This window comes from Roseomonas fluvialis (assembly GCF_022846615.1).
In the GTDB taxonomy this organism is placed as follows: domain Bacteria; phylum Pseudomonadota; class Alphaproteobacteria; order Acetobacterales; family Acetobacteraceae; genus Neoroseomonas; species Neoroseomonas fluvialis.
The window spans coordinates 655,847-675,571 of sequence record NZ_AP025637.1; the positions used below are offsets into that span (position 1 = coordinate 655,847).

Genomic DNA, 19,725 nt, shown 5'->3' on the forward strand with positions numbered 1-19,725 from the left:
ATTCCTTCTTGCCTGGACGGTGCGGAGATACCGCGCGGCAGGCCGTACTTGCAATTTTTCCGAAAAACTTTTTCATAATGCGGAAATTAATCGCAAGCATCTGATCCATCGGGTGTTTTGCATTTTCCGCAGGCTCGCCATGCCCGACCGCAGCCCTGAAAAACGCCAGCGTGGCCGCCCGCGCATCGCCGTCCAGCCGGCCGAATCTGGCGTACAGTCGCTCGACCGCGCCATCGCGCTGCTCGACCTGGTCGCCGGCGCGAACGGGCTGTCGTTGACCGAGGTGGCTGAGGCCGCCGCGCTGCCGCCCTCGACCTGCTACCGAATCCTGGCCACGCTGCAACGCCACGGGATGGTGGAGTTCGAGACCGGCGGCCAGCTCTGGCACGTGGGCGTCGAGAGCTTCCGCATCGGCTCCGCCTTCCTGCGCCGGCGCAAGATCGCCGAGCGCGGCCGCGACAACATGCAGGCGCTGGTCGATCGCTGCGGGGAGACCGCCAACCTCGCCATTGCCGACGAGGACAGCGTGGTGTTCGTCAGCCAGGTCGAGACGCACGAACCCATCCGCGCCTTCTTCCGTCCCGGCACGCGCAGCCCGATCCACGCATCCGGGATCGGCAAGGCGATCCTGGCGCAATGGCGGCCCGATCGCGTCGCGCGCCTTGTCGCGCGCGGGCTGGCGCGCTTCACGCCGCAGACCCTGACCGACGCCGCGGCGCTGGCGGCGGAACTCGCCGAGACCCGCGCGCGCGGCTGGGCGCTCGACAACGAGGAACGCAATCCCGGCATGCGCTGCGTCGCCGCCGCCATCTTCAACGAATATGGCGAACCCATCGCCGGCATCTCGGTCTCGGGGCCCACCGTGCGCCTCACGCCGGAGGTCGCGGCGGCCTTCGGACCGCTGGTGCAGGCCGCGGCAGCGGACGTGACGCGCTCGATCGCGGGCATGCCGCCTCAGCGCTGATCGCCGGCCGCCCGCCCCGACAGCAGGTTCGCCACCCAGCGCCCGCCCTCGAACTGCTCGCACAGCGTCAGTGTGGCGATCAGCACGGGCACGCCGATGAACGCACCCGGAATCCCCCACAGGAAGGCGCCCAGGAACACCGCCACCAGCACCATGAAGGGGGAGACCGCCAGGTAATTCCCGGTCAGCCGCGGCTCGAGATACGACCCGATCAGGAACTGGATCACCTGTAGCACCGCGAAGATCGTCACCACCGCCTGCCAGGACCCGAATTGCAGCAGCCCCACCATGGTCGGGAACACCGTCGCGACCAGCGGCCCGATGAAGGGGATGTAGTTCAGCACGAAGGCGATCACGCCCCATTCCGCCGCGAGATCCAGCCCCATGTACCGCGCGAAGGCCCAGACCAGCACGCCGGTCAGGACGCTCGCGACGGTGCGCACCATCATGTAGACGCGCAGCTTCGACGCGCTCGCCACCAGCCCTGCCAGCACGCGCCGCGCCGCCGGCCTGCCCATGCGTTCGAGCTGCGACGCCACCTGGCCGACCTCGAGCAGCCCCAGGATCACAAAGACCGCAGTGACCACCACGAAGCTGATCACGCCCTGCAACTGCGCCAGCACGCCCTGCGCCACCCGCACCAGCCAGCGCGAATCGAATTGTTCCGCGAGCAGCCCCGCCCCCTCGACCCCGCGCGACTCCAGCCAGGCCACCTTCGCGGCATACAGCGCCTGGAACTGCCCGGCATTGGCGATCACCCACTGCGCCACACGCCCGAAGGCCCAGGCGATCGACAGGATCATCACGGCCACCACCGCGCAGGCCACCAGGATGGTGCCGAGCATCGCCAGCCCCGCCGGGATGCGCGCCTGCACCGCGCGCTGCAGCGGCCAGACCAGCCCGATCACGAACAGCGCAAAGACGATGGGCGCGAAGATGGTCTGCCCGGCCTGGAGTGCGGCCGCCACCAGCACGGCGGCGCACAGGCCGAGCAGGATGCGCGTTCCACTGTCGACGATCATGGGCGGGGACGGCTCCGGGCGGATACCGGCGTCACCCTGGTGGGCGGCGCGGCCGCGCGCAAGGCCCTCGCCACGCGCCGCGGCACCCGGCGCCCGCCACCGGGACGCAGCGCCAGCGCCGGGCGGCATGACACGCCGCCGCAAGCGCCTACCATGGCCGTCCGTAGGAAGGGTTCCGCCATGCTTGCCACCACACGACGCTGGCTGCTGCGTGCCGCGGCGCTGCTGCTGGGGGTCGTCGCCATCGGCCTGGCGCTGCGCATCCACGACGTGCAGAGCGGCCCGCCGCTCGGCCCCTGGCACACCGTGGTGCCGGAGGAGATGCACCGCCGCGTGGTCGACACCGCCGACTGGTCCGCCTGGATGGCCGCGGAGCAAGCGGTGATGGACACGGTCCGCCGGCGGGTGACCGACGCGCTCGACCCGGCCGAGCGCGTCCCGGTCAACCGCTACTTCGCCGGCAGCCCGATGCATGCGCCGCGCTTCGCACGGGACTGGAACCGCTCCTTCATGCTGGAACCGGTGGGCGCGCCGAACGGCGTGGCGGTCTTCCTGCACGGCCTGACCGACGCGCCCTTCAGCCTGCGCCACCTGGCCGAGGCGTATCGCGCGCGCGGCTTCCTCGCGATCGGCATCCGCATGCCCGGCCATGGCAGCGTGCCCGCGGGCCTGACCGATGCGGAATGGGAGGACTGGATGGCCGCGACGCGGCTTGCGGTGCGCACCGCCCGCGCCCGCCTGCCCGACGGCCCGCTGCACCTGGTGGGCTATTCCAACGGCGGGGCGCTCGCGCTCAAGCATGCGCTGGATGCCATCGAGGACCCACGCCTGCCGCAGGCGGACCGCATCGTGCTGCTCTCGCCCATGGTGGGTGTCACGGCCTTCGCGCGCTTCGCCGGAATCGCAGGCCTGCCGGCGTTGCTGCCGCGCTTCGCCAAGACCGCCTGGCTCGACATCCAACCCGAATTCAACCCGTTCAAGTACAATTCCTTCCCGGTCAACGCGGCGCGCCAGACGCATCGCCTGACCGCGGTGCTGCAGACCCAGATCGACCGGCTGGCCGCGGCCGGGCGGCTCGGCGCGCTGCCGCCGCTGCTCACCTTCCAGTCGGTGGTGGATGCCACCGTCTCGACGCCGGCGGTGCTCGCGGCGCTGTACGACCGCCTGCCCGCCGGCGAGCACGAGGTGGTGCTGTTCGACCTCAACCGCGACATCCGCTTCGGGCCGCTGTTCGTGCCCGGCGCCGATGCCGCACTCGACCGCATCGTGCCGCCCGCGCCGCGGCGCTATGCGCTGACCGTAATCGGCACGGATGGCGCCGGCCTGGTGGCGGCGCGCAGCGTGCCGGCGGGTGGCACCGAGGCCACGGTCCAGCCGCTCGGCCTGTCCTGGCCGCGCGATGTCTTCTCCCTGTCGCATGTCGCGCTGCCCTTCCCGCCGGAGGACGGGCTGTATGGTGCGCAGCCCGCGCTGGACGACGATTTCGGCTTGCGCCTGGGCGCGCTGGCGCTGCGCGGCGAGCGCGGTGCGCTGGTGATCGGCCTCGACAGTTTCGCGCGCGTCACCTCGAACCCGTTCTTCCCCTACATCCTCGACCGTGTGGCGGAAGCACTCCCACAGCCGCGGTGAGGCTGGGACGCGCTGGGCAGCGCCGGGATGCACAGCCCAGTGCCGGCGGTGCGGTTTCGCGCTGCCACACTTGCGGCCTCCGTCGCCGCGCGGCATGTGCCATGATCCAGCGGACACGATCGACCGAGCGAGCCCCGATGCCATGACGCAGCCACGGACCCTGCCGCGCGCCACCACGGCCCTTGCGATGGTGCTCGGCCTGATCGCGGCCTGCGACAGCGGCCCGCCGCCCGCCGCTCCCGAGATCCGCCCGGTCCGTGTCGCGACGGTCGAACGCAGCACGGGGGGGGAGGTGGTCTCCCTGACTGGCACCGTGCAGGCCGAGACCGAGGTGAACCTGGCGTTCCGCATCGACGGCCGCATGGTCGAACGCCTGGTGAATGTCGGCGATGCCGTACGTGCGGGCCAGGTGGTCGCGCGGCTCAACCGCGACAACGAGGAAAACAACCTGCGCGCCGCCCGCGCCACGCTGACGGCCGCGCGCGGGCAATTGACCGAGGCCGCGAACAACTACTGGCGGCAATCCGAATTGCTGCGCGACGGCTGGACCACCCGCGTGCGCTACGACCAGGCCGCGCAGGCGCGCCAGACCGCGCAAGCGGCGGTGGATGCGGCGCAGGCGCAGGTCGGCATCGCCGAGACGCGCCTGTCCTACACCGAACTCGTGAGCGACGTGGATGGCCGTGTCACCCAGCGCGGCGCGGAGCCCGGGGAGGTCGTGCAGCCCGGCCGCATGATCGTGCAGGTGGCGCGCGACGAAGGCCGCGACGCAGTGTTCGACGTGCCGCCCGCGCTGAAGGACCAGGCGCCCGCCAACCCGGTGATCGACGTTTCGCTGACTTCCGATCCCGCGGTGCGCGCGACCGGCCGCGTGCGGGAAGTGGCGCCGCGCGCCGATGCGGTGACCGGCACGTTCCAGGTGCGCGTGGGCCTCGCGAACCCGCCCGCGGCGATGCGCCTGGGGTCCACCGTGACGGGGCGCATGACGCTCGGGGCCACCGCGGGCTTCGCCATCCCGGCCTCGGCGTTGGCGCGCGCCGACCGCCAGCCGGCGGTCTGGGTGGTCGACCCGCGCACCGAGACGGTGGCGCTGCGTAGCGTGGAACTGGTGCGCCACGACGCCGGCCACGTGGTGGTCGGACAGGGGCTGGAACCCGGCGAAATCATCGTGACAGCCGGCGTGCAGGCGCTGCGCGCGGGCCAGAAGGTGCGCCTCCTGGGGGCGGGGCGATGACGCCACGCTGCCGGGGTGCCGCACGATGATCGGCCCCAATCTTTCCCAGTGGTCGATCACCAACCGGTCGATCGTCATCTACTTCATGATCGTGGCCCTGGTCGCGGGCGCCTTCGCCTTCGTGAAGCTCGGCCGCAACGAGGACCCGGCCTTCACCTTCCGCACCATGATCGTCGCCGCCGCCTGGCCCGGTGCGACGATCGAGGAGACGATCCTCCAGGTGACGGAACGGCTGGAACGCACGCTGCAGGAGACGCCGAACCTCGACCGCGTGCGCTCCTACACCGTCGCCGGCCAGACCACGATCTTCGTCGACCTGAAGGGCAGCACGCCGCCCGCCGTGGTGGCCGACATGTGGTACCAGGTGCGCCGGCGCGTGGCCGACATGCGCCATACCCTGCCCCAGGGCGTGCTCGGCCCCTTCTTCAATGACGATTTCGGCGACACCTTCGGCATCATCTACGGCTTCACCGCGGATGGCTTCAGCCAGCGTGAACTGCGCGACTTCGTCGAGGACGCGCGCTCACGCCTGCTGCGCGTGCCCGATGTCTCGAAGGTCGAGATCCTGGGCGCACAGGACGAACGCATCTTCATCGAATTCTCGACCGAACGTCTCGCGGGGCTCGGCCTGAACTACGGCGCGCTGGTCGCGGCGCTGCAGGCGCAGAACCTGGTGCGCCCCGCCGGTGTGATCGAGACCGGGGACGAACGCATCGTGGTGCGCGTCTCCGGCGCCTTCGAGACCGAGGCCGACATCCTCGCCGTGAACTTCGTCATCGGCGACCGGATCTTCCGTCTGGGCGACCTCGCGGAGGTACGCCGCGGCACTGCCGACCCGCCGCAGCCCATGTTCCGTGTGAACGGGCAGCCGGCCATCGGCGTTGCGATCGCGATGCGTGAATCGGGCGACATCCTCGCGCTGGGGCGCAACATCCAGGCCGAGATGGCGCGCATCCGCGCCGCCCTGCCGGTCGGCATCGAACCCATCCTGGTCGCCGACCAGGCCCAGACGGTCGACGAGGCGATCGGCGACTTCATGGAGAGCCTCTGGCAGGCGATCCTGATCATCATGGTGGTGTCCTTCATCGCGCTCGGCCTGCGGGCCGGCGCGATCGTGGCGATGTCCATCCCGCTGACGCTCGCCATCGTCTTCCCGCTGATGCTGCTGGCGGGGATCGACCTGCAGCGCATCTCGCTGGGCGCGCTGATCATCGCGCTGACGCTGCTGGTCGACGACGCCATGACCACCATCGACGCCATGATCCGGCGCCTGGCGGCCGGCGACACCAAGGCCAAGGCGGCGACCTTCGCCTATTCCACGCTCGCCTCTTCCATGCTGATCGGCACGCTGGTCACCATCGCCGGCTTCGTGCCGATCGGCTTCGCGAAATCCTCGGCGGGCGAATACACCTTCTCGATCTTCGCGGTGGTGGGCATCGCGCTGATCGTCTCGTGGTTCGTCGCCGTCATCTTCGCCCCGCTGCTCGGCATGGCGATCCTGAAGGCGCCGAAGGCCTCGGCGGAACCCGTGAAGCAGGGCGCCATCCTGCGCGGCTACACCGCCTTTCTCGGCCTCGCGATGCGCTGGAAATGGGCGACCATCGGCTTCACCGCCGCGATGTTCGTCGTGGCCGTGCTCGCCATGCCCTTCGTGCCGCGGCAGTTCTTCCCGTCGTCGGACCGCACCGAATTGCTGGTCGAGGTGACGCTGCCGCAGAACGCCTCGATCTTCGCCAGCGAACAGGTGGCGCAGCGCCTCGATGCCGCGCTCGCGGCCGACCCCGACGTGGCGCGCTGGTCCACCTATGTCGGGCGCGGCGCGATCCGCTTCTACCTGCCGCTTAACGTGCAACTCGCGCTGCCGTTCTTCTCGCAGGCGGTGGTGGTGGCGAAGGACCTGCCCGGGCGCGAACGCCTGCACCGCCGGCTTGAGACGCTGCTCGCCGAGCAGTTCCCCGCCGCGGTGTCGCGCGTCTATCCGCTCGAGCTCGGCCCGCCGGTCGGCTGGCCGCTGCAGTACCGGGTGAACGGCCCCGACGTCGAGCGCGTGCGCGACATCGCGCAGGAAGTCGCGGCGCTGATGGCCGCCGCCCGGGGCGCGCGCCATGTCCATTTCGACTGGATGGAACCGGCGCGCCAGATGCGCGTGCGGGTGGACCAGGACCAGGCGCGCCTTCTCGGCCTGTCCTCGGCGCAGGTGGCGGCGGCGATCAACGCGGCGGTCACCGGCACCACGGTCACGCAGCTGCGCGACGACATCTACCTGATCCCCGTGGTGGCGCGCGCGACGGCGGAGGACCGCCTGTCGCTCGATGCGCTGCGCGCCATCCAGGTGCCGCTGCCGGGCGGGCGCACGGTGCCGATCACGCAGTTCGCCACCTTCGACTACGGGCAGGAATTCCCGCTGATCTGGCGGCGCGACCGCGTGCCGACGCTGACCGTGCGCGCCGACGTGAACCCGGGCGTATTGCCCGACAGCGTCACCGCGCAGCTGGCACCGCAGATCGTCGCGCTGAACGCAAGGCTCGAAGCCCCCTACCGCGTCGACCTCGGCGGCATCGCGGAGGAAAGCGCCACCAGCCAGGCCAGCGTGCTGGCGGTGGTACCGGTGATGCTGCTGCTAATGTTCACGTTGCTGATGTTCCAGCTCGGGTCGTTCCGCCGCTTCGGCCTGGTGCTGGCGCTGCTGCCGCTCGGCATCATCGGCGTGGTGCTGGCGCTGTTGGTGTTCAACCGGCCGCTCGGCTTCGTCGCCATCCTCGGCATCCTGTCGCTGCTCGGCATGATCGCGAAGAACGCCATCATCCTGATCATGCAGATCGAGAGCGACCGGCAGGCCGGGCACGATGTCCGGAGTGCGGTCATCGCGGCGGCATCCTCGCGCCTGCGGCCGATGCTGCTGACCGCGGTCTCCACTGTGCTGGGGCTGATCCCGATCGCGCCCACGGTGTTCTGGGGACCGATGGCCTTCGCCATCATGGGTGGCCTGATGGTGGCCACGCTGCTGACGCTGGTCTTCCTGCCCACGCTGTATGTCACGGTCTTCGGCGGACGCACGCCGAAGTCCGAGCCGGCGCCCTGACATGGCGGCGGGCGCGATCCGCTTCGCGCTGCTGCTGCTGGCCTGGGCGGCGATCACCGGCGGCGTGGACCTCGCTCTGGGCATACTGACCGCAGCGGCGGCGACATGGTGCTCCCTGGTGCTGGCGCCGCCGGGGCTGCACCGGCCACGGCCTGCGGCCCTTGCCGTGCTGCTGCTGCGCTTCCCCTGGCAGGCGCTGCGCGCGGGCATCGACGTCGCGCGCCTCGCGCTCGATCCCCGCCGGGCCCCGACCCCGGGTGAGGTCGCCTGGACCCCGCGCCTGCCGCCCGGCCCGGCGCGCGATGCCTTCCTCGCCTATGCCAGCCTGCTGCCGGGCACGCTGCCGGCTGGCGAAGCGGGTGAGAGCGTGATCATCCACGCGCTCAGCATCGACCCTTCCATCGCCTCCGCCATGACGGCCGAGGAAACGCGCTTCGCCCGCGCCATCGGCGCCGATGCCTGACCTGCTCCTGGTCGCCGCCGGGCTGGTGCTGGCCAGCGTGGTCGCGGGTCTGGCGCGCGTGCTGCGGGGGCCGGGCCTGGTGGACCGCATCATGGCGGCGCAGCTGCTCGGCACCGGCGGCATCGCCGCGCTGCTGCTCGCGGGTGTCGCCACCGCCACGCCGGCCTTCGTCGATGCGGCGCTGGTGCTCGCGCTGCTGGCGGCCTTCGCCACCATCGCCATGGCGCGCGCCGCGCCGGGCGGGGACGACGCGCGATGACCCTGGCGTTGGATGCTTTCTCGCTGGTCGCGATTCTGCTCGGGCTGGTGTTCTTCGCCGCCGGCACCGCAGGGCTGCTGCGCTTCCCCGATGCGTCGTCCCGCCTGCATGCGCTGACCAAGGCGGACCATCTCGGCCTCGGCCTCATTGTGCTCGGGCTGCTGCCGCGGGCGGAGGCGGTGGGCGGCCCGGCGCGGCTCATTGCAGTGTGGCTGCTGGTGCTGGTGTCCAGCGCGGCGGCCGGGCCGCTGCTCGCACGCCTGGCGCGGCGGCAATGATCGCCGATGCGCTGATCGCCGCCGCCATCCTGGCCGTGGCGCTCGCCACCGTCGCGGCGCGCGGCGGCTTCACCGCGGTGGCGCTGTTCATCGCCTACGGGTTGCTGCTGGCCTTCGCGTGGGTGAGGCTCGGGGCGATGGATGTGGCGCTGACCGAGGCGGCGATCGGCGCCGGCCTATCGGGCGCGCTGCTGCTTGGCGCGGCGTCACGCGTCGCGCGGCACCCCGTCACGACGGACCGCCCGCCCGGCCGCGCGATGACCGCGGCGATCGCGCTGGGCTGCGGCGGCGTCGCCGTGGCGCTCGCCGCCGCCATGCTGCTGTTGCCGGATCCGGCGCCGACCCTGGCGCCTTCTGTCGCCGCGAACCTGGGCACGACCGGCCTCGGCAACCCGGTCGCGGCGGTGCTGATGTCCTTCCGCGGGCTCGACACGCTGCTGGAATCCGCGGTGCTGGTGGTGGCCGTGATCGCCGCCTGGTCGCTCGCGCCCGAGGGCGGTTGGGGCGGCGTGCCAGGGCCGGCGCAGCCGGTGGTGGGCGACGGGCCGCTCGCGCTTCTGGCGCGGCTGCTGCCGCCGCTCGGCATCCTGGTCGCGGTGCATGTGCTCTGGATCGGCAAGGACGCGCCGGGCGGGAAATTCCAGGCGGCGGCGATCCTGGCGGCGATGTGGATGCTGGCCTGGATGGCGGGGCGCGCATCGCCGCCATCGGTGCGCTCGCGCTCGCTGCGCATCGCCGTCGCCGCGGGGCCGACGCTGTTCATCACCGTCGGCCTGCTGGGCTGGCTGACGCAGGGCGCCTTCCTCGCCTATCCGCCCGGCCTCGCGCTGCCCATCATCATGGTGGTGGAGGTCGCGCTGACCGCCTCCATCGCGGCGGCGCTCGCGCTGCTGGTGCTGGGCCCGCCGGAGCGCCGCGCATGACCACGCTGTATGGCCTGCTCGGCGCGGCATTGGTCGGCATCGGCCTGTTCGGGCTGCTGGTGCGGACCGATCCGCTCCTGCGCATCCTCGCCTTCAACCTGATGGGCGGGGGCATCTTCCTGGTCTTCGGCACGGTGGCGCGGCGCGGCGCCGGCGCGGGCTTCGCGGCCGACCCGGTGCCGCAGGCCATCATCCTGACCGGCATCGTCGTGGCCTTCGCCGCGACCACGCTGGCGGTGGCGTTGGTGGTGCGCATCGCCGCCGCGGACCAGGCGCGAGACGGCACGACGGACGCGCCATGACCGCCTGGGGCGCGCTGCCCATGCTGGCGGTGATGCTGCCAGTGCTCGGCATGGTGCTGGCGCTGCCGGCGGGTGCGCGGGGGGCGGAGCGCATCACGCTGGCGCTGCTGCCGGTCGGCATCGCGCTGGCCATCGGCACGGCGGCGGCGGTGCAGGCGTCGGGCGCGCCGCTCGTCCACCTGCTCGGCCATTGGGCGCCGCCGCTCGGCCTGGCGTTTCGTGCGGATGGTCTGGCGGCGGCGATGCTGGTGACGGCGGCGCTCGTGGTTACTGCCGTCGCGCTGTTCGCGCGCGCCGATTTCGGCACCGCGGCCGGCGCGCCCGAAGCCCGAACCGCCTTCGCCTTCTGGCCCCTGCTGCTGGCGCTGTGGGGCGCGATCAACCTGGCCGTGGTCGCAACCGACCTGTTCACGCTGTACGTCGCGCTGGAACTGCTGACCTTCGCCGCCATGCCCTTGGTGTGCCTGTCCGGCACGCGCGCGACGCTCGAAGCCGCGCTGCGCTACCTGATGTTCGCGCTGCTGGGGTCGGTGCTGTACCTGCTCGGCATCGGCTTCATCTATGGCGCCTATGGCACGCTCGACGTGGTGCTGCTGTCCGACCTCGCGCGCGCGGAACTGCCCACCTATGTCGCCGTCGCGTTGATGACGGCGGGGCTGCTGGCCAAGACCGCGCTGTTGCCGCTGCATCTGTGGCTGCCGCCCGCCCATGCCGGCGCGCCGCCGGCGGCCAGCGCGATCCTGTCGGCGCTGGTGGTGAAGGGGTCCTTCGTCATCCTGGTGCGGCTGTGGTTCGGCGTCATGCCGGGGCTGGCGGCACCGGCGGCGGCGCAGGTGCTGGGCGCGCTCGGCGCGGCGGCCATCCTGCTGGGCTCGGTAGCGGCACTGCGGCAGGAACGGCTGAAGCTGCTGGTGGCGTATTCCACCGTCGCGCAGATCGGCTACCTGTTCCTGATGTTCCCGCTGCTGGTCGCCGCCCCGGGCCACGAGGCCTACGCCGCAAAGGCCTGGACCGGCGGCGTGCTGCAGGCGGTCAGCCACGCCTTCGCCAAGGCGGCGATGTTCCTCGCGGCCGGGCTGATCGCGGTGCGCATCGGGCAGGACCGCATCGCTGGGCTGGCTGGCGCCGCACGGCTGCTGCCCGTGCCGGTGCTGGCCTTCGGCCTAGCGGGGCTGTCGCTGATGGGCGTGCCGCCCTCGGGCGGCTTCGCGGCGAAGTGGCTGCTGCTGACCTCCGCCATCGAGGCCGGGCAATGGTGGTGGGCGCTGGTCATCCTGGGTGGCGGGCTGCTGACCGGCGGCTATGTCTATCGCGTGATGGCCGGCGCGCTGACCGGCGATGGCACGCAGCCGGCGCTGCGCCGGCCCGACAAGCGCGAGAAGATCGTGCTGGCGCTGGCGGTGGTCTCGGTGGTGCTGGGGCTGCTGCCGCTGGCCGCTTTCGGGTTGGTGCAGGTCGGCCGGCTGGACCTCGCGCCATGACCGCGCTGCTGCTGCTGGCCGCACCGCTGGTGCCGCTGCTGCTGCTGGCGGCCATGGCGGTGCCGGGGTGGCGCGACCGCGCGGCGGGGCTGATCTGGGCGGCGCCGCTGCCGGGCCTCGCCTGTGCCGCGCTGGCCACGCCGGATGCCATGCTGGTGCTGGATGCGCGGCTGCGGCTCGGCGTCGCGCTCGATGCGCCGGGGGCCTTGCTGCTCGGTGCGGCATCGCTGCTGTGGTGCGCGGCGGGGGTCTATGCGCGGGCGTACCTCGCGGGGCCGGGCTTCACGCGCTTCGCGGCCTGGTGGCTGGCGACGCTGGCGGGCAGCCTTGGCGTTTTCGTCGCGGCGGACCTGATTGGATTCTACCTGGCCTTCGCACTGGCCAGCCTGCCGGCCTGGGGCCTGGTGATGCACGACCGCAGCGCGCAGGCCGTGCGCGCCGGCGCGCTGTATGTGCTGCTCGCGGTGCTGGGGGAGGCCGCGCTGCTCGCCGCCTTCGCGCTCCTGGCGGCCTCGTCGCCCGGCGAGAGCCTTGCCATCGCCGATGTGCTGCCCGCCATCGGCGCATCGCCGCTGCGCGACGTGACCATCGCGTTGCTGGTCGCGGGCTTCGGCCTCAAGGCGGGGCTGGTGCCGCTGCATGTCTGGCTGCCCATCGCGCATCCGGCGGCACCCATGCCAGCCTCCGCGGTGCTGAGCGGCGCCATCATCAAGGCGGGCGTGATCGGCCTGCTGCGATTCCTGCCGGTCGGCGCGACGCCGGCGGGCTGGGGGGAGGCGCTGGTCGTCATCGGCTTCGTCACCGCCTTCTGGGGTGTCGCGCTCGGTGTGGCGCAGCGCAATCCGAAGGCGGTGCTGGCGTATTCCTCCGTGTCGCAGATGGGCGTGGTGGCGGCGGCCTTCGGCATGGGGCTCATCGGTGGCCTGGCGGCCACGCCGGTGGCGGTGGCCTTCTACGCGCTGCACCACGTGCTGGCGAAGGGCGCGCTGTTCCTCGCGGTGGGCGTGGCCGCGGCGAGCGGCGGCGCGGCGCGCGTGCTGGTGCTCGTGCCCGCCGTGGTGCTGGCGCTGGGCTTCGGCGGCCTGCCGCTGACAGGCGGATGGCTGGCAAAGGAAGCGGTGAAGGCCGAACTGGGCAGCGGGGTGGTGGGGCTGCTGGCGGCGGTCTCGGCGGCCGGATCGACGCTGCTGATGCTGCATTTCGTCCGGCGCCTGTCCTTTGCGCCCGATGCCGTGGCACGGTCGCCCCGCCCCGTGCTGCTGCCCTGGCTGGCGCTGGCGGCGGCATCCGTGCTGCTGCCCTGGATGCTGTTTCCCGGCGCGCTGGCCGAGGTGCTGGCCCCCGGCGCTCTGCTGAAGGCGCTGGTCCCGGTGCTGGCGGGTGCAGCGCTGGTGCTGGTGCTGGCACGCTGGGGGGGGCTGCTGCCGGAACCCCCGCAGGGGGACATCATCGTGCTCGCGCGGCACCTGCGGGGCGTGGCGGCGCGCACCGGCGATACGCTGGCGCGCGCCGAAGCCGTGCTGCGCGCCTGGCCGGTGGCGGGGCTCGCATTGCTGCTGCTGACGCTGCTGCTGGGGGTGGCGCTGGCGGCGCGTTGACGGGCGCGATTGCAGGCGGTTGGTGCGGGACCGAACGAACGTCCGGCTCGGCCGGGGCTGTGGCGGGCCAGGCGGGGCAGGATCCTTGGCGGTATTCGGTCCGATCATGCCCCGGCGGTGGCGGCGCTCCCGCAAGGCGATGCGGGTGCGCCCGGCGCAATTTCCTCGATGGCGGCGGTGCCGTGGCTCACCGCTCGCTTCCGTCCTGTCGCGAGCGAGGCGGCAGGCCAGCGGGTCGCCACGCCGGCCGACCCGGGCGGGCAGCCACACCCCGACCGGCTCAGCAAGCTGCTGCGCGACGTGCCGCTGACGACGCGCCACGTGAAGCTGCTCGTGGCGCAGCGCGCGCAGCGGCAGGCCGCCGCCCTGCCCAAGGCCCCGCTGACGGCCGCGCCGCGCCGGGTGCGCCTGGCCGCGCGGGCACCGCATGGCGCCGATCGACGACCGTCCCGGGGATGGCGTGCTCGACAACGACATCGACATCCTGCCCATCGACCGGCAGCGCACCGAAGGGCTCGCGCCGATCCTGGCGCCCCATCTGCGCCTGCGCGTGGGCGGGATACCGGCCACCTCGATCGGCCTCATCATCCAGGCGGGCAGCACCGCGAATTGGTATCTGTGGCGCCGGTCCCCATGGTAACGGGAACCCTGGCAGCGGGAATGAAGAATGGACGGGAGCAAGCGTGACCGGCCTGCATGGTCCGGCGTCGGCGCCGGATCGGCGGTGACGGCCTCGCCACGCCTACTGGAGCCGGCAGTCTTCTCGACCCATGACCTGCCGGCCGAACGGCAGTTCGAGGGCTGGCGCGCGCAATGCGCCTCGGTGGTCGAGATGATCGCGCCGCTCGCCACGGGTCGCGGCTTCGCCGCCTCTCACCGGGTCTGGTCGCTCGGCGGCATGGCGCTGAGCCGCGTCGCGACGCCGGGCGTGACCTGGCGCCGCACCGCGCAGCAGATCCGCCGGGATTCGATCGACCATTGGGTGATCAGCGTCGCGCGCCGCGGCGAACAGGTGCTGCGTACCGGCTCCGGCGGCGGCAGCGCGCCCGCCGGCAGCCCCTACCTGTTCTCCCTGCACGAACCCATCGAGGGGCGCCGCGAGGACATGGACTGGATCGCGCTCTTCGTTTCGCGCGACCTGTTCCCGGAACTCGGCGCGCGCGTCGATGCGGCGCTGCATGCGCCCCTCGAGGGTGCGCTCGGCCGGCTGCTCGGGGAGCATGTCCTGCAACTCGCGGAGCAACTGCCGCGCATGAGCGAGGCCGACCTGCCGCATGCCGCGGAAGCGACGCGCGCGATGATCCGCGCCTGCGTCACCGGCGCGGCGGGGCCGCTCTACGCCGCGGCGGAGCACATCGAACACACGCGGCTCGCCCGGCTCAAAGCGATCATCCGGCGCAACCTCGCCTCGCCGACGCTCGGGCCGCGGCGGCTGTGCCAGATGGGCGAGGTGTCGCGCTCGCAACTCTATCGGATCTTCGCGCCCCTCGGCGGCGTGGCGCGCTACATCCAGGGCGAGCGCCTGCGCCAGGCCGGGCGCGCCATCGCCAACCCGGCCGAACGGCGCGACATCGGCCGCATCGCCGAAAGCCTCGGCTTCTACGACCCGTCGTCGTTCAGCCGTGCCTTCCGCCGCGAATTCGGCATCACGCCGCGGGACCTGCGGGTGGCCGCGCAGGCCGGCCTTCCCGGTGCGACCCTGCCGCGCGGGGCGACCGCCGCCAGCCCGCCACGCTTCACCGACATCCTGCGCGCGCTGTAGGGCCCGAACCGCCCGGCGCGCCGCTCAGCCGCGGATGCGCGCCACCGTTGCCGTCGTGGAATTGCCGGGCAGCAACTGCGCGAGCCGCACCTGGCCGCCGTAGTCGAGCACGATGTCGCCGCCCACAACCTGCTCCACCGTGTAGTCGGCGCCTTTCACCAGCACCTCGGGCCGCAGGGTGCGGATCAGTTCGACCGGCGTGTCCTCGTCGAACAGCGTCACGCAATCGACGGTGGCCAGCGATGCCAGCACCGCCGCGCGCGCCGCCTCGGCCTGGATCGGCCGCGCCGCGCCCTTCAGCCGCTTCACCGAGGCATCGGTGTTCAGCCCCACCACCAGGCGGTCGCACCAGGACCTGGCCTGTTCCAGCAGATGCACATGGCCCGGATGCAGCAGGTCGAAGCAGCCATTGGTGAAGCCCACGCGCCAGCCGCGGCGGCGCCAGCGTTCCACCTGCTCCAGCGCGGCGGAGCGCGACATCACCTTGCGCAGCGCACCGCGTTCGGGCGTCAGCGCCTCGAGCAACTCCTCCTCGCGCGCCACGGCTGTGCCGACCTTGCTCACCACGATGCCGGCCGCGATGTTCGACAGCCGCGCCGCGACCGGCAGCTCGAGCCCGCAGGCGAGTCCGGCGGCGAGCGTGGCGACCACGGTATCCCCGGCGCCGGAGACATCGTGCACTTCCTCGGCCTCGGCCGGGAAATGATGCACGCGGTCGCCCTGCAGCAGGGTCATGCCGTCCTCGCTGCGCGTGACCAGAACCGACCCGAAGCCGTGCGCGGCCTGCAGCGCGCGCATCGCGGCCAGGATCGCCTCCTCGCTGTCGACCGGCATGCCGGTCGCTTCGGCCAGTTCGCCGCGGTTCGGCGTGACGATGTCCGCCCCCGCATAGCGCGCGTAGTCGCGCCCCTTGGGGTCCACCACCACGCGCCGGCCGGCGGCGTGGGCGGCGTCGATCAGGCGCTTCGCCGTGGTGCCGTCCAGCACGCCCTTGCCGTAGTCCGACAACACCAGGATGGCTGTGGCGGCCACCGCGTCCCCGGCGATCTTGACCATGCGGTCCGCCAGGCGCGGATGGATCGGCTGCACCACCTCCTGGTCGGCGCGCATCAGGTGCTGGCCGCTCGCGATGAAGCGCGTTTTCGTCGTGGTGTGCCGCCCGCCCTGCACCAGCAGCCAGGGCTCCACGCCCGGCTGGCCGCCGATCAGGCCCGTGAGGTCGCTGCCCGCCTGGTCGTCGCCGACCACCGAGACGAAGGCGACCGCGGCCCCCACGGCCGTCAGGTTGCGGACCACGTTGCCCGCACCGCCGGGCATCGCGACCTCGCGCTCGACCGCCAGCACCGGCACCGGCGCTTCGGGGCTGATGCGCCGCACCGCGCCATAGACGTAGCGGTCCAGCATCGCATCGCCCACCACCAGCACCGAGGCACGCCTCAAGGCGCGCACGGCGGCGACGAGATCGGCCAGGGGGATTTCCGGCATCGGCCGGTGGTCGTCGGAGGCGGGGCCTTCCATCACCTAGCCCTAACCCGGCGGAGTGCCATGGCGCAAGGCAAGCCCGTGTCAGCGGCGTGACGGACCTGGCCGCCGATGCGCCCCTTCGGCCGGCGCGCGCGGCGGATCGTTGAACCGCATGGTGCCCCGCGCCGCGGCAGTCTCAGCGTGACACCCCGGCATCCGGCCGCAGCAGGAAGGCGCGCACCGCCGGGTCGGTCGCGAGCCCTGCGGCGCGGCGGCGCGCCTGCAACGCAGCCTCGGCCTCACCCGCGCGGTCCGCCAAAGCGGCCAGCGCCGCCCAATAGGGCTGGTAGCCGGCCAGCCGCGCATCGCGGCCCGCCCTGCGCAACGCGGCCAGCCCGGCGGCCGCGCCCTGCACCTCGGCCAGCGCGACCGCGCGGTTCACCGCCACGACCGGCGACCCCGTCGCGGCCAGCAGCGCGTTGTAGATCAGCAGGATCTCCCCCCAGGGCGTGTGGCCAAGCCGCGCGCGCGCCGCATGGGCCGAGGCGATCGCCGCCTCCCACTGGTAGCGCCCCGGCGCGCCCAGGCGTGCGGCGCGCGCGAGCAGCGACTCGGCCTCGTGCTGGCGCGCGCCATCCCAGCGCCTGGGGTCCTGCGCCGAGAGCGGCACGTATCCCCCCGCCGCATCGCGCCCGGCTGCGCGGCGCGCCTGCAGGTGCAGCAGCAGCGCTGCCAGACCCAGCGCCTCGGGCTGCAGCGGCGCCAGGCCCGCGAGCAGCCGCGCCAGCCATTCCGCCTCCTCCGCGAGGGCGCCGGCATCGCCGCCATCCGCCGCACCGGCGGCGTAGGCCGCGTAGATCGCGGCGAGCACGTCCGGCAGGCGGTCCGCGACGTGCTCGGGTTCGGGCAGCGCGAAGCGCGCACCGGCCTCCCGCAGCCGGCGCTTGGCGCGCACCAGGCGCTGGCCCATCGCCGCCGGCGCCACCAGGAAGGCCGAACCGATCCGCGCGGCATCGAGCCCGAGCACGGCCTGCAGCATCAACGGCGCGCGCAGGGCGGGGTCGACCGCCGGGTCGGCACAGGCCAGCAGCAGCGCCAGGCGATGGTCGGGGAAGGCCGCCGGCGGATCTGGCGGCAGGCTGGCCTGGTGCAGCAGGTCGGGCGCGGCGGCGCGGGCGGTGGCGCGGCGGCGGTGCTGGTCCAGCAGCCGTCGTCGCGCCGTGGTCAGCAGCCAGGCCTCCGGCCTGTCCGGCACGCCCGCCGCCGGCCAATGCACCAGCGCGGCGGCGAAGGCATCAGCCAGCGCGTCTTCCGCCGCCGCGAGGTCGCCCCCGCGCGCAGCAAGCCAGGCAAGGAGCCGTCCGTAGGACTGGCGCGCTGCTCGTTCCGCCGCCGCCTGCGCGTTCACGCAGCGACCGGCATCTGCCAGACCTGACGGACCTCGATGCGGCCATGCGCTGCGCCGGGGCAGCGCGCCGCCCAGCGGATCGCCGCCTCCATGTCCGGCACCTCGATCAGGAAATAGCCGCCGAGCTGTTCGCGCGTCTCAGCATAGGGGCCGTCCAGCACCTGCGGCGCGCCGTCGCGCAGCGTGACGGTGGCGGCGCTGGCCGACGGCAGCAGGCGCTCCCCGCCCACCATCGCGCCGGCCTCGCGCAGCGCTTCGGCATAGGCGCGATAGGCGCCCATCGCCTCGGCCTGCGCCGCGGGCGGCATGGCATTCCAGGCCGCTTCCTCGCTCCAGATCATCAGCATCGCTTGCATCGTCGTGGTCTCCGTTCGGGGCGGCCTGATCGCCGCCGCCATCATGACGCGCGGGCCGGGGCGATTTCGACAGCCATGGCCAGGCTTTCCGCCCGGCCGCTTTTCTGGGAGACAGCGTGGCGACCCCGGAACGGGGCATGGGAGGCCAGATGCACACCACCACCGGCGGCAAGACGCCGCGCCTGATTTCGCCCGAACAGGCGGCCGCGCTGGTGCGGCCCGGCCATTGGCTGGACTACACGACCGGCTTCAACCAGCCCGATGTCTTCGACCGCGCGCTGGCCGCCCGCGTCGGCGAACTGCACGACGTCAACATCCGCAACTGCCTGTCGATGCGCCCGCGCGCGGTGATCGAAGCCGACCCCGACAGCAGCATCTTCCGTGTCTTCAACTGGCATTTCTCCGGCTACGACCGCAAGCAGCACGATGCCGGGCGCGTCAGCTACATCCCGTGCAACCTCGGCGAGATCCCGGACTACTACCGCCGCTTCATCGACCGCGTGGACATCGCCGTGATGAAGGCCGCGCCGATGGACGCCGATGGCTACTTCAACCTCGGCCCGATCTGCATCTGGCACCCTGCCGTGATCGAACGCGCGACGGTCCTGGTGCTCGAGATCGCGCCGCAGATGCCCCCGGTGGTCGGGCCGCAGGTGCGCGTCCACCGATCCCACGTGGACTACCTGATCGAGGGCGAGGACGCCCCCATGCCCGAACTCCCCAACACCGAGGCGAGCGACGTCGACCGTGCCGTGGCGCGCCTGATCGCGAACGAGGTGGAGGACGGCGCCTGCCTGCAGGTCGGCATCGGCGGCATGCCCAATGCGGTGACCACGCTGCTGCTGCACAGCGGCGTGAAGGACCTCGGCATCCATACCGAGATGCTGAATGACGGCCTGGTGGAACTCTACCGCGCTGGGCGTGTCAGCGGCGCCCGCAAGGCGACCGATCGCGGGCTGGTGACCTACAGCTTCTCGCTGGGCTGCCGCGCCACCTACGACACGCTGCGCGACAACGACGACTTCATGTGCCGCCCGGTCGAGGACACCAACCTGCCCGACATCATCGCGCGCAACGACCGGGTGGTGGCCATCAACAACACGACGCAGGTGGACCTGCAGGGCCAGGCAGCGTCGGAATCCGACGGTCATCGCCACATCTCCGGCACCGGCGGGCAGCTGCAATTCGTGCGCGGCGCCTATGCGTCCAGGGGCGGGAAATCGTTCATCTGCCTGGCGTCGACCTATGAACGGCGCGGCGTGCGCAAGTCCCGCATCATGCCCGCGCTGACACCGGGCAACATCGTGACCACGCCGCGGTCGGACATGATGTACGTGGTGACCGAGTACGGGATCGTGAACCTGAAGGGGAAGTCGGTGCCGGAACGGGCGAAGGCGCTGATCGGCCTGGCGCACCCGGATTTCCGCGATGAACTCGAACGCGAGGCGCGCGAACGCGGCATCATCCCGCGCAGCCTGTTCTAGAACGCGTTCCGGGCGA

Annotated in this window: 18 protein-coding genes; 14 read left to right on the forward strand and 4 right to left on the reverse strand. The window is 72.5% G+C overall.

Translation table 11 applies throughout. From position 1 onward, the window contains the following. Window positions 1-139: 139 nt before the first annotated feature. The gene (gene bhcR / locus MWM08_RS03230) at window positions 140-964 is read left to right on the forward strand and encodes an HTH-type transcriptional regulator BhcR (RefSeq protein WP_244458036.1); all 825 of its coding nucleotides are present in this window, start codon (window positions 140-142) and stop codon (window positions 962-964) included. Here bhcR and MWM08_RS03235 read toward each other — a convergent pair. Further along, a complete protein-coding gene (locus MWM08_RS03235; protein ID WP_244458037.1) occupies window positions 955-1,986 on the reverse strand; it encodes an AI-2E family transporter in 1,032 nt (343 codons plus the stop codon). The two genes, bhcR and MWM08_RS03235, sit on opposite strands and share 10 nt — an antisense overlap. A 180-nt stretch (window positions 1,987-2,166) precedes the next feature. On the opposite strand from MWM08_RS03235, the gene MWM08_RS03240 reads away from it, so the two are divergent. The 12 genes from MWM08_RS03240 to MWM08_RS03295 all read left to right on the forward strand — a co-directional run bounded on the left by MWM08_RS03240 (window position 2,167) and on the right by MWM08_RS03295 (window position 14,997). Further along, on the forward strand, window positions 2,167-3,615 hold the full coding sequence (locus MWM08_RS03240; protein WP_244458038.1) for an alpha/beta hydrolase: 1,449 nt from the start codon (window positions 2,167-2,169) through the stop codon (window positions 3,613-3,615). A gap of 142 nt (window positions 3,616-3,757) precedes the next feature. Next, on the forward strand, window positions 3,758-4,849 hold the full coding sequence (locus MWM08_RS03245; RefSeq protein WP_244458039.1) for an efflux RND transporter periplasmic adaptor subunit: 1,092 nt from the start codon (window positions 3,758-3,760) through the stop codon (window positions 4,847-4,849). A 25-nt stretch (window positions 4,850-4,874) separates the two neighbouring features. After that, window positions 4,875-7,931 (forward strand): efflux RND transporter permease subunit, encoded by a 3,057-nt coding sequence (locus tag MWM08_RS03250; protein WP_244458040.1) that lies wholly within the window; start codon window positions 4,875-4,877, stop codon window positions 7,929-7,931. A gap of 1 nt (window position 7,932) precedes the next feature. Beyond that, window positions 7,933-8,394 (forward strand): Na+/H+ antiporter subunit E, encoded by a 462-nt coding sequence (locus MWM08_RS03255; RefSeq protein ID WP_244458041.1) that lies wholly within the window; start codon window positions 7,933-7,935, stop codon window positions 8,392-8,394. Continuing rightward, entirely contained in the window at window positions 8,387-8,653 is a 267-nt protein-coding gene (locus MWM08_RS03260; RefSeq protein WP_244458042.1) for an MrpF/PhaF family protein, read from the forward strand. Before MWM08_RS03255 ends, MWM08_RS03260 begins: the two co-directional genes overlap by 8 nt. Further along, window positions 8,650-8,931 (forward strand): monovalent cation/H(+) antiporter subunit G, encoded by a 282-nt coding sequence (locus MWM08_RS03265; RefSeq protein WP_244458043.1) that lies wholly within the window; start codon window positions 8,650-8,652, stop codon window positions 8,929-8,931. Before MWM08_RS03260 ends, MWM08_RS03265 begins: the two co-directional genes overlap by 4 nt. Beyond that, window positions 8,928-9,854, forward strand: a complete 927-nt coding sequence (locus MWM08_RS03270; protein ID WP_244458044.1) for a Na(+)/H(+) antiporter subunit B — start codon at window positions 8,928-8,930, stop codon at window positions 9,852-9,854. The genes MWM08_RS03265 and MWM08_RS03270 overlap by 4 nt, the downstream gene beginning before the upstream one ends. Further along, window positions 9,851-10,156 carry an NADH-quinone oxidoreductase subunit K gene (locus tag MWM08_RS03275; protein ID WP_244458045.1) on the forward strand — a complete coding sequence of 102 codons (306 nt, stop codon included), beginning with the start codon at window positions 9,851-9,853 and terminating at the stop codon, window positions 10,154-10,156. Before MWM08_RS03270 ends, MWM08_RS03275 begins: the two co-directional genes overlap by 4 nt. Further along, entirely contained in the window at window positions 10,153-11,637 is a 1,485-nt protein-coding gene (locus MWM08_RS03280) for a complex I subunit 5 family protein (protein ID WP_244458046.1), read from the forward strand. Before MWM08_RS03275 ends, MWM08_RS03280 begins: the two co-directional genes overlap by 4 nt. Then, window positions 11,634-13,235 (forward strand): complex I subunit 5 family protein, encoded by a 1,602-nt coding sequence (locus MWM08_RS03285; protein ID WP_244458047.1) that lies wholly within the window; start codon window positions 11,634-11,636, stop codon window positions 13,233-13,235. The genes MWM08_RS03280 and MWM08_RS03285 overlap by 4 nt, the downstream gene beginning before the upstream one ends. A 427-nt stretch (window positions 13,236-13,662) precedes the next feature. After that, on the forward strand, window positions 13,663-13,875 hold the full coding sequence (locus tag MWM08_RS03290; protein WP_244458048.1) for a hypothetical protein: 213 nt from the start codon (window positions 13,663-13,665) through the stop codon (window positions 13,873-13,875). Window positions 13,876-13,902: 27 nt separating this feature from the next. After that, on the forward strand, window positions 13,903-14,997 hold the full coding sequence (locus tag MWM08_RS03295; protein ID WP_244458049.1) for a helix-turn-helix domain-containing protein: 1,095 nt from the start codon (window positions 13,903-13,905) through the stop codon (window positions 14,995-14,997). Window positions 14,998-15,021: 24 nt separating this feature from the next. Here MWM08_RS03295 and rfaE1 read toward each other — a convergent pair whose 3' ends face one another. From rfaE1 to MWM08_RS03310, 3 genes are all read right to left on the reverse strand, one after another. Next, on the reverse strand, window positions 15,022-16,482 hold the full coding sequence (rfaE1, locus tag MWM08_RS03300) for a D-glycero-beta-D-manno-heptose-7-phosphate kinase (protein WP_244458050.1): 1,461 nt from the start codon (window positions 16,480-16,482) through the stop codon (window positions 15,022-15,024). A 175-nt stretch (window positions 16,483-16,657) separates the two neighbouring features. Beyond that, window positions 16,658-17,869 (reverse strand): DUF6596 domain-containing protein, encoded by a 1,212-nt coding sequence (locus MWM08_RS03305; protein WP_244458051.1) that lies wholly within the window; start codon window positions 17,867-17,869, stop codon window positions 16,658-16,660. Beyond that, window positions 17,866-18,225 carry a YciI family protein gene (locus MWM08_RS03310; RefSeq protein ID WP_244458052.1) on the reverse strand — a complete coding sequence of 120 codons (360 nt, stop codon included), beginning with the start codon at window positions 18,223-18,225 and terminating at the stop codon, window positions 17,866-17,868. Before MWM08_RS03310 ends, MWM08_RS03305 begins: the two co-directional genes overlap by 4 nt. A gap of 149 nt (window positions 18,226-18,374) precedes the next feature. Between MWM08_RS03310 and MWM08_RS03315 the strand changes: the two genes are divergently transcribed. Next, window positions 18,375-19,709, forward strand: a complete 1,335-nt coding sequence (locus tag MWM08_RS03315) for an acetyl-CoA hydrolase/transferase family protein (protein WP_244458053.1) — start codon at window positions 18,375-18,377, stop codon at window positions 19,707-19,709. The last annotated feature ends 16 nt before the right edge of the window (window positions 19,710-19,725 follow it).